The organism is Streptomyces sp. NPDC048483, from assembly GCF_040651455.1.
Lineage (GTDB): Bacteria > Actinomycetota > Actinomycetes > Streptomycetales > Streptomycetaceae > Streptomyces.
Genome location: NZ_JBEZJZ010000178.1, coordinates 1 through 10,971, shown reverse-complemented (window position 1 = coordinate 10,971; position 10,971 = coordinate 1). Strand labels below are relative to the sequence as shown.

The 10,971-nt window shown below is 74.6% G+C and carries 1 protein-coding gene; it reads left to right on the top strand.

The window, feature by feature from the left end; translation table 11 throughout:
- On the top strand, positions 1 to 10,971 hold a 10,971-nt coding region (locus AB0D04_RS40905; RefSeq protein WP_362712485.1), incomplete at both ends, for a type I polyketide synthase.

Here is a 10,971-nt window from a genome sequence, read left to right as displayed (position 1 = left end):
ATCAGGATGACGGTGACGGCGAGCGGCGCCATCCGCAGCCCCGCCTCCAACGGACCGTAGCCGAGCACCAGTTGGAGGTGCTGGGTGAGGAGGAATCCGCCGGAATGACCGGCGGCCTGACGGACGAGGACCTGGAGCGCCTGGCCCGGATGGGCACGCCCGCGCTCACCGAGGAACAGGGCATCGCCCTCTTCGACGCGGCCTGCGCCTCGGACGCCGCCGTCCTGCTGCCGACCCGGCTCGACCTGTCCGTCCTGCGCGTCCAGGGCGAGATACCGCCGCTGATGCGCGGCCTGATCCGCACCCCGGCCCGCCGCGCGGTGGTCTCGGGCTCGGAGGCCGCCGTCACCCTCGTACAGAAGCTGTCCCGGCTGGCGGAGACCGACCGCCGCGAGGTCGTGCTCGACCTCGTGGCCGGCCAAGTGGCCGCCGTGCTCGGCCACGCCGGCACTGCCGACATCGACCCGCGGCGCCCGCTGCGCGAGCTGGGCTTCGACTCGCTGACCGCCGTCGAACTGCGCCACCGGCTCAGCGCCGCCACCGGCCTGCGCACCGCCGCGACGGTCATCTTCGACTACCCGACCGTCGATGCCCTCGCCGCGCACCTTCTCGCCGGACTCATGGGCTCCGAAGCCGCCGCCGCGGCCGGCGCCCCCCGTGCCGCCGCCACCGCCACCGACGACGACCCCATCGTCATCGTCGGCATGAGCTGCCGCTACCCGGGCGGCGTCGCCTCGCCCGAGGACCTGTGGCGGCTGGTCAGCGAGGGCACCGACGCCATCTCGGGCCTGCCCACCGACCGGGGCTGGGACCTGGACGCGCTCTACGACCCGGACCCGGACCGCACCGGCACCTCCTACTCCCGCTTCGGTGGATTCCTGCACACCGCCGCCGACTTCGACCCCGCCTTCTTCGGCATGAGCCCCCGCGAGGCCCTGGCCACCGACTCCCAGCAGCGGCTGCTCCTCGAAGCGTCCTGGGAGGCCGTTGAACGCGCGGGCATCGACCCGACCTCCCTGCGCGGCAGCCAGACCGGCGTGTTCGCGGGCGTGATGTACAACGACTACGCCACGGTCCTCTCCGGCGGGCAGTTCGAGGGCCACCAGGGCAGTGGCACCGCCCCGAGCGTCGCCTCCGGGCGCATCTCCTACACCCTCGGTCTCGAAGGCCCCGCCGTCACCGTCGACACCGCCTGCTCGTCCTCGCTGGTCGCCATGCACTGGGCGATGCAGGCACTGCGCGCGGGGGAGTGCTCGCTCGCGCTGGCCGGCGGCGTCACGGTCATGTCGACGCCGGGCGCCCTCATCGAGTTCTCCCGGCAGCGCGGCCTGTCCCCGGACGGCCGCTGCAAGGCGTTCTCCGACAGCGCCGACGGCGTCGGCTGGTCCGAGGGCGCGGGCGTGCTCGTCCTGGAACGCCTCTCCGACGCCCGCCGCAACGGGCACCGGGTCCTGGCCGTCGTCCGCGGCTCCGCCGTCAACCAGGACGGCGCCTCCAACGGCCTGACCGCCCCCAACGGCCCCTCCCAGCAACGGGTGATCCGCCAGGCGCTGTCCGCCGCCGGCCTGTCCGCCACGGACATCGACACGGTCGAGGGCCACGGCACCGGCACCACCCTCGGCGACCCCATCGAGGCCCAGGCCCTGCTCGCCACCTACGGCCAGGACCGCGACCCGCAGAGCCCGCTGCTGCTGGGCTCCGTCAAGTCCAACATCGGCCACACCCAGGCCGCGGCCGGCGTCGCCGGCGTCATCAAGATGGTCATGGCGATGCGCCACGGCGTGCTGCCCCGCACCCTGCACGCCGACGAGCCGTCCTCGCACGTGGAGTGGGACACCGGAGCGGTGCGCCTGCTCACCGAGGAGACGCCCTGGCCGCAGGCCGGCCGGCCGCGCCGCGCCGCCGTCTCCTCCTTCGGTTTCAGCGGTACCAACGCCCACCTCATCGTCGAGGAGCCGTCTGCCGCCCCCGACCAGCGCGAACAGCCGGCGCTCACCCCGGCCGTCGTGCCCTGGACGCTGTCGGGCAAGAGCCGGGCGGCGCTGCGGGACCAGGCCGCCCGCCTGCGGACCTTCCTCGACGAGCGCCCCGACCTCGCCCCGGCCGACGTCGCGCTCTCCCTCGCCACCACCCGCTCGGCCTTCGACCAGCGCGCCGTCGTCACCGGCGACCGCGACGAACTGCTTCGCGCGCTGGCCAACCTGTCCGCCGATCGCCCCGACTCCGCGCTCACCGAGGGCGAGATCGGCGGCGCGGGCAAGCTGTCCGTGCTGTTCGCCGGGCAGGGCAGCCAACGCCCCGGCGCGGGCCGCGAACTCGCCGCCTGTTTCCCCGCGTTCGCCCAGGCCCTCGACGAGGTGACCGCTGCCCTCGACCCACACCTGGACCGTCCCCTCAAGGACGTCCTGTTCGCACCGGAGGGCAGCCCCGAGGCGGCACTCCTGGACCGCACCGAGTGGACCCAGCCCGCCCTGTTCGCCATCGAGGTCGCGCTCTACCGGCTGCTGCGCACCTGGGGGATACGCCCCGACGTCCTGCTGGGCCACTCGGTCGGCGAGATCGCCGCCGCGCACGTCGCGGGCGTCCTCTCGCTCCCCGACGCGGCCTGCCTGGTCGCCGCGCGGGCACGGCTGATGGAGGCACTGCCCGCCGGCGGCGCGATGATCTCCCTTGAGGCCACCGAGGACGAGGTCGCCCCGCTGCTCGCCGGCCGCGAGCACGAGGTGTCCCTCGCCGCCGTCAACGGCCCCCGCGCCGTCGTCGTCGCCGGAGACCCGGCCGCGGCCGAGGAGATCGCCGCCCACTTCGCCGCACAGGGCCGCAAGACCAAGCGCCTGAACGTCAGCCACGCCTTCCACTCGCCGCTCATGGAACCCGCGCTCGACGGCCTGCGCGAGGTCGCCGCGCAGCTCACCTACAGTGTGCCGGAGGTGACCGTCATCTCCGGGCTCACCGGACGGCCGGCCACCGACGACGAACTGCGCTCCCCGGACTACTGGGTCGCGCACGCGCGCGGCACCGTCCGCTTCGCCGACACCGTGCGCGCCGCGCGCGCCCACGGCGCCGCCACCTTCCTCGAACTCGGTCCCGACAGCGCGCTGTCGGCCCCCGCCCAGGAGACCTTGGGCGACGAGACGGACGCGGACTTCGTCCCGCTGCTGCGCGCCGGGCGCGGCGAGGAGCGCTGTGTGGCCACCGCGCTGGCCCGCCTGCACGTCCGCGGCACAGCCGTCGACTGGCCCGCGTACCTCGCCGGCACCGGAGCACGCACGGTCGACCTGCCCACCTACGCCTTCCAGCACGAGCGCTACTGGCCCGAGCCGGCCCCGGTCCGCCTCGCGCAGGCCGCCGCCGACCCCGCGGACGTCGAGCTGTGGGGCGCCGTCGAACGCGGCGACGCCGCGGAGCTGGCCGCTCTCCTCGGATTGCGCGACGAACAGCACGCCTCCCTGTACGCGCTGCTGCCCGCGCTGTCCTCCTGGCGCCAGCACCGGCACGAGAAGGCACTGCTGGACTCCACCCGCTACCGCGTCGCCTGGCGCCCCGTGCATGCGGCCGCCGCGCCCGTACTCGACGGCACCTGGCTGCTGGTCACCGCCGACGGCATCGACAACGACGAGATCCTGGACGCGCTGCGTGGCCACGGCGCCCAGTTCGAGACCCTCGTCCTGGACGACGCCTGCCTGGACCGTGCCCACCTCGCCGCCCGGCTCGAAGCCGTACGAGACGAGGACCGGCCCCTGACCGGTGTGCTGTCCCTGCTTCCGCTCGCCGACCGGCCCGGCCACCAGCTCGGAGCCGAACCGCCCACCGGGCTCGCACTGAGCCTCGTCCTGACCCAGGCGCTCGCCGACACCGGCCTCGCCGCGCCCCTGTGGACCGTGACCCGCGGCGCCGTCACCACCGGCTCCGACGACCCGCTCACCCACCCCCTCCAGGCGGCGGTCTGGGGCCTGGGCCGGGTCGCCGCCCTGGAGCATCCGCAGCTGTGGGGCGGCCTGATCGACCTGCCGCCCGCCCTCGACGCTCCCGCCACCCAGCACCTCGTCAGCACGCTGGCCGCGCAGGGCGGTGAGGACCAGATCGCCCTCCGCGGCACCGGAGCCCTCGGCCGGCGCCTGGTGCGCCACCCGCAGGCCGAACTGCCCCCCGCCGACGCGTTCACCGCGCGCGGCACCGTGCTCGTCACCGGCGGCACCGGAGCGCTCGGCGCCGAGGTCGCGCGCTGGCTCGCCCGCAGCGGCGCCGAGCACCTCCTGCTCACCAGCCGCCGCGGCCCCGACGCTCCTGGTGCCGATGAACTGGCTGCCGAAATCGAGGAGTTGGGCTGCCGCGTCACCCTCGCGGCCTGCGACACCGCCGACCGCGCGGCCCTCGCCGCGCTGCTGGACTCCGTACCGGACGAGCACCCGCTGACCGGCGTCGTGCACGCGGCCGGCGTCGGCCAGGCGTCGGCCCTCGCGGACACCCCGCTGGCGGACGCCGCCCAGGCGATGGCCGCCAAGATGCTCGGCGCGGCCCACCTCGACACCCTCCTGGACGGCCACGACCTGGACTTCTTCGTCCTGGTCTCCTCGATCGCCGGAGTGTGGGGCAGCGCCGGACAGAGCGCCTACGGCGCCGCCAACGCCTACCTCGACGCCCTCGCGGAGCACCGCGCGGCCCGCGGCCTGCCCGCCACCTCCGTGGCCTGGGGGCCCTGGGCCGAGGCCGGCATGGCCACCCACGAGGCCGTCACCGACGCACTGCACAAGCGCGGGCTGCGCTTTCTCGCGCCCACGACCGCCCTCGCCGAACTGCGGCGCGCCGTCGTCCACCAGGACGTCACCGTCACGGTCGCCGACATCGACTGGGAGCGCTACCACCCCGTCTTCACCTCCACCCGCGCGAGCGCCCTCTTCGACGAACTGGCCGAGGTCCAGGCCCTCGTACGCGCCGAGGGCGACGCCGAGAGCGCCGCGCCGGAGTTCGCCGCACGCCTGCGCGGCCTGGACCAGGACGAGCAGGAGCGGCTGCTGGCCGACCTGGTGCGTGCAGAGGCGGCACTCGCCCTCGGCCACGACTCCGCGGACGCCGTCCCGGAGCGGCGGGCCTTCCGCGACGCCGGCTTCGACTCGCTGACCGCCGTGGAACTGCGCAAGCGGCTGGCCGCCCTCACCGGCCTGGCCCTGCCCGCCACCCTCGTCTTCGACTACCCCACCCCCGCCGCCCTCGCCCGCCATCTGCGCGAGGAACTCCTGGGCACCGGCGGTGACCTGGCCACTCCCGCGACCGTGGCCGCCGGCGGCTTCGACGAGCCCATCGCCATCGTCGGCATGAGCTGCCGCTTCCCCGGCGGCGTCCGCTCCCCGCGGCAGCTGTGGGACCTGGTCAGCGAAGGCGTCGACGCCATCACCGACTTTCCCGTCAACCGCGGCTGGAACACCGGCCTCTACCACCCCGACCCGGACAACCCCGGCACGACGTACTCCAGCCAGGGCGGATTCCTGCACGACGCGGGCGAGTTCGACGCCTCCTTCTTCGGCATCTCGCCCCGCGAGGCCCTGTCGATGGACCCCCAGCAGCGGCTGCTGCTGGAGACCACCTGGGAGGCGTTCGAGTACGCCGGCATCGACCCCACCACGGTCCACGGCAGCACCACCGGCACCTTCATCGGCTCCACCTACCAGGAGTACGGACTCGGCGTCGAGGACGGCTCCGCCGGCCACCTGGTGACCGGCACCAGCCCCAGCGTGCTGTCCGGGCGCCTGGCCTACCTCTTCGGCCTCGAAGGACCGGCGGTCACCGTCGACACCGCCTGCTCCTCGTCCCTGGTCGCCCTGCACCTGGCCTGCCAGTCCCTGCGCAACGGCGAGAGCTCCCTCGCGCTCGCCGGCGGCGCGACCGTGATGACCAACCCCAACCCGTTCGTCGCCTTCAGCCGGCAGCGGGCCCTGGCGGGCGACGGCCGCTGCAAGGCGTTCTCCGACGGCGCCGACGGCATGACCCTCGCCGAAGGCGTCGGCGTCCTCGTCCTGGAGCGGCTCTCCGACGCCCAGCGCAACGGGCACGAGATCCTCGCCGTCGTCCGCGGCTCGGCCATCAACCAGGACGGCGCCTCCAACGGCCTGTCCGCCCCCAACGGCCCCTCCCAGCAGCGCGTCATCCGCCAGGCCCTGGCCAACTCGGGGCTGGCCCCGGCGGACATCGACGCCGTCGAGGCCCACGGCACCGGTACCGCCCTCGGCGACCCCATCGAGGCCCAGGCCCTGCTCGCCACCTACGGCCGGGACCGCGACCCGCAGGGCCCGCTGCTGCTGGGCTCCGTCAAGTCCAACATCGGCCACACCCAGTCGGCGGCCGGCGTGGCCGGCGTCATCAAAATGGTCATGGCGCTGCGCCAGGGAGAGCTGCCGCGCACCCTGCACGCCGATACCCCCTCCAGCCACGTCGACTGGACCCCCGGCACCGTTTCCCTGCTCACCGAACCCGCCGACTGGCCCGAGGGCGCCCGCCCGCGCCGCTGCGCGGTCTCCTCCTTCGGCATCAGCGGGACCAACGCCCACACCGTCCTCGAAGAGGCCCCCCGCCCGCGCGAGACGACCCCCGCGCGGCCGGTGCCCCCGGCCGGCGGCGCCATCCCCTGGGTGCTGTCCGCCCGGACCCCGGGCGCGCTGCGCGCCCAGGCGGTCAACCTCGCCGCCCACCTCGACGGCGAGCAGGCACCCGGCGCCCTCGACGCCGGCCACACCCTGGTGACCACACGCACCCTCTTCGACCACCGCGCCGTCGTCGTCGGCACCGACGACCGGACCCGACGCACGGCCCTCGACGCCCTCGCCACCGGCGGCTCCGCACCCGGCGTCGTCCAGGGCGCGGCCGACACCGACGGCAAGACCGTCTTCGTCTTCCCCGGCCAGGGCTCCCAGTGGGTCGGCATGGGAGCGCGGCTCCTCGAGGAGTCCCCGGTCTTCGCCGAGCGCCTGACTGAATGCGCCACCGCCCTCTCGGAGTTCGTCGACTGGTCCCTGCTCGATGTGCTGCGCCAGGCCGACGGCGCGCCGACCCTGGACCGCGTCGACGTCGTCCAGCCCGCCTCCTTCGCCGTCATGGTCTCCCTGGCCGCGCTGTGGACCTCCCACGGCATCACCCCCGACGCCGTGGTCGGCCACTCGCAGGGCGAGATCGCCGCGGCGGCCGTCGCCGGGGCGCTCTCCCTGGAGGACGCGGCCCGCGTGGTCGCGCTGCGCAGCCAGGCCATCGCGCGCGGGCTGGCCGGATCCGGCGGCATGCTGTCGGTCCCGCTGCCCGTCGCCGACGTCGAACAGCGCCTCGCCGCGTACGAGGGTTTGTCGATCGCCGCCGTCAACGGCCCGCGGTCCACCGTCGTCTCCGGCGCCACCGCGCCGCTGGACGCCCTCCAGGCCGAGCTGGTCGGCGAGGACGTCCGCGCCAAGCGCATCGCCGTGGACTACGCCTCGCACTCCGCGCAGGTCGAGAGGGTGCGGGAGGAGCTGCACCGCGTCCTCGCGCCGGTGCGCCCGCGCCCGGCCCGGGTGCCTTTCTTCTCCACCGTCACCGGTGACTGGCTGGACACCACCGTCATGGACGCGGAGTACTGGTTCACCAACCTGCGCCAGACCGTTCACTTCCGGCCCGCCATCGGTGAACTCCTCGCCCAGGGCCACCACTTCTTCATCGAGGTCAGCTCCCACCCCGTCCTGTCCATGGGCATCCAGGCGACCGCCGAGGAAACCGGAGTCGCCGCCGCGGTGCTCGGCACGCTCCGGCGCGACGCGGGCGGCACCGACCGCTTCCTGACCTCCCTCGCCGAGGCCTTCGTCCGGGGCGCGGGCGCCGACTGGTCCGCAGTCTTCTCCGACACCGGCGCCCGCCGGGTGCCGCTGCCCACGTACGCCTTCCAGCGCGAGCACCTGTGGGCGATCCCCGACCGGTCCCGGGACCGGCCCGAAGCGGACCCCGCGGACGCGGAGTTCTGGACGGCGGTCGAGGAGGAGGACGTCGACGCCCTCGCCTCCCGCCTGCGCCTGGACCGCGGCTCCCTGGCCCCGGTCCTCCCGGCCCTCTCGCACTGGCGCAAGCGCCGCCGCGAGGAGTCCACCGTGGACTCCTGGCGCTACCGGGCCACCTGGAAGCCGCTGACCAGCCTGCCCACGGCCGCCCTGACGGGCACCTGGCTCGTCGTCGCCCCCGAAGGCGTCGACATCGACACCCTCACCGGTGTCCTCGCCGCCCACGGCGCCGACCCGCGCACCCTCGTCCTGGACGACGCCTGCGGTGATCGCGCGACCCTGACCGCGCGCCTGACCGACCTCGGCGACGCGGCGGACCTCACGGGCGTGGTGTCCCTGCTGGCCGAGGCCGAGGGACACAGCGCAACGCACCCGGCGCTCACCCGCGGGCTCGCCCTGACCCTCGCGCTCGTCCAGGCACTCGGCGACGCCGGAATCGACGCACCCCTGTGGTGCCTGACCCAAGGAGCCGTCTCCACCGGCCGCGCGGACCGGCTGACCCACCCCGACCAGGCCCAGATCCTCGGCCTCGGCTGGACCGCCGCCCTCGAACACCCCCGGCGCTGGGGCGGCCTGGTCGACCTGCCTGAGCGGCTCGACCAGCGGGCCGGTGAACGCCTGGCCGCCGTCCTGACCGGCCGTACCGGAGAGGACCAGCTCGCCCTGCGCGCCTCGGGTGTGCTCACCCGCCGCGTCGTCCGCGCCGCCGGTGCCACCCCGTCCCCGGCCCGCCCCTGGACGCCGAGGGGCACCACCCTCGTCACCGGCGGCACCGGCACCCTCGCCCCGCACCTGGCCCGCTGGCTCGCCCAACAGGGCGCCGAGCACATCGTGCTCACCAGCCGCCGCGGCCCGGCGGCACCCGGCGCCGACGAACTCGTCCGGGAACTGACCGAGTCGGGCTGCGAAGCCAGCGTCGTCGCCTGTGACCTGACCGACCGCGACGCGGTCGCGCGGATGCTCGCCGCGCTGGAGGCCGAGGGCCGCACCGTACGCACCGTCGTGCACACCGCCGTCACCATCGAGCTCGCCTCGCTCGACGAGACGACTCCCGACGACTTCGCGCAGGTCATGGACGCCAAGGTCACCGGCGCCCGCCATCTGGACGAACTCCTCGGCGACGACCTCGACGCCTTCGTCCTGTACTCCTCCACCGCCGGCATGTGGGGCAGCGGCGCGCACGCCGCCTACGTCGCCGGCAACGCCTACCTGAACGCCCTGGCCGAACACCGCCGCGCCCGCGGCGCCCACGCCACAGCCGTCTCCTGGGGCATCTGGGCCGACGACCTCAAGCTCGGCCGCGTCGACCCCGGCCAGATCCGCCGCAGCGGACTGGTCTTCATGGACCCGCAACTGGCCCTCACCGGACTGCGGCAGGCCCTCGACGACGACGAGACGGTGCTGGCCGTCGCGGACGTGGACTGGGAGCGCTACTACCCCGTCTTCACCGCCGCACGGCCCACCACGCTCTTCGAAGACCTCCCAGAAATACGGAAGTTGGCGGCGGACAGCGCCGAAGTCGTGGCCTCCGGGAGCGAGTTCGCCACCCGGCTCATCGGGCTGGACACCGTCGAGCAGGACCGGCTCCTGCTGGACCTCGTCCGCGGCGAGGCGGCCACCGCACTCGGCCACGCCTCACCCGACGTCCTCTCCGAACAACGCGCCTTCCGCGACGTCGGCTTCGATTCGCTGACCGCCGTCGACCTGCGCAACCGGATCGCCGCCGTGACCGGGCTCGCCCTGCCGAGCACCATGGTCTTCGACTACCCCAACCCGCTCGCTCTCGTCGCCTTCCTGCGCGAGTCCCTCGCCGGGTCCGCCACGGGCAACATCGCCAGCGCCGCCACAACCCAGCACACCGCCGTCGCCGACGACGAGCCCATCGCCATCATCGGCATGAGCTGCCGCTACCCCGGCGGCGTCGGCTCCCCGGAGGACCTGTGGCGCCTGGTCGCCGAGGGCGGCGACGCCACCGGTGAGTTCCCCGCCGACCGCGGCTGGGACGCCGAGGGCCTCTACGACCCCGACCCCGACCGGGCCGGCCACACCTACTCGACCCGGGGCGGCTTCCTGCACGACGCCGCCGACTTCGACGCCTCCTTCTTCGGCATCTCGCCCCGCGAGGCCCTGGCCATGGACCCCCAGCAGCGCCTGCTGCTGGAGACCTCCTGGGAGGCGATGGAGCGTGCCGGGATCGATCCCGCCACCCTGCGGGGCAGCAGCACCGGCACGTTCATCGGCGCCAGCTATCAGGATTACGGGGCCTTTGGCGCGAGCCCGGAGGGCGCCGAGGGACACCTGATCACGGGCACCATCTCCAGCGTCCTGTCCGGCCGGCTGTCCTACACCTACGGTTTCGAGGGCCCGGCCGTCTCCCTCGACACCGCCTGCTCCTCCTCTCTGGTCGCCCTGCACCTGGCCTGCCAGTCCCTGCGCAACGGCGAGAGCTCGCTGGCCCTCGCGGGCGGTGTCAGCATCATGTCCACGCCCGGTGCGTTCGTCGGCTTCAGCCGGCAGCGCGCGATGGCGGCCGACGGCCGCTGCAAGGCGTACTCGGACCAGGCCGACGGCATGAGCCTGGCCGAGGGCGTCGGCCTCGTCCTCGTCGAGCGACTGTCCGACGCCCGCCGCAACGGGCACCAGGTCCTGGCCGTCATCCGGGGCTCCGCCGTCAACCAGGACGGCGCCTCCAACGGACTGACCGCGCCCAACGGCCCGTCCCAGCAGCGCGTCATCCGCCAGGCCCTGGCCAACGCCGGCGTCCGGGCCGCCGAGGTCGACGTCATCGACGGACACGGCACCGGTACCGCCCTCGGCGACCCCATCGAGGCCCAGGCCCTGCTCGCCACCTACGGCCAGGACCGCGACCCGCAGGGCCCGCTGCTGCTGGGCTCCGTCAAGTCCAACATCGGCCACACCCAGATGGCGTCCGGCATCGCCAGCGTCATCAAGATGGTCC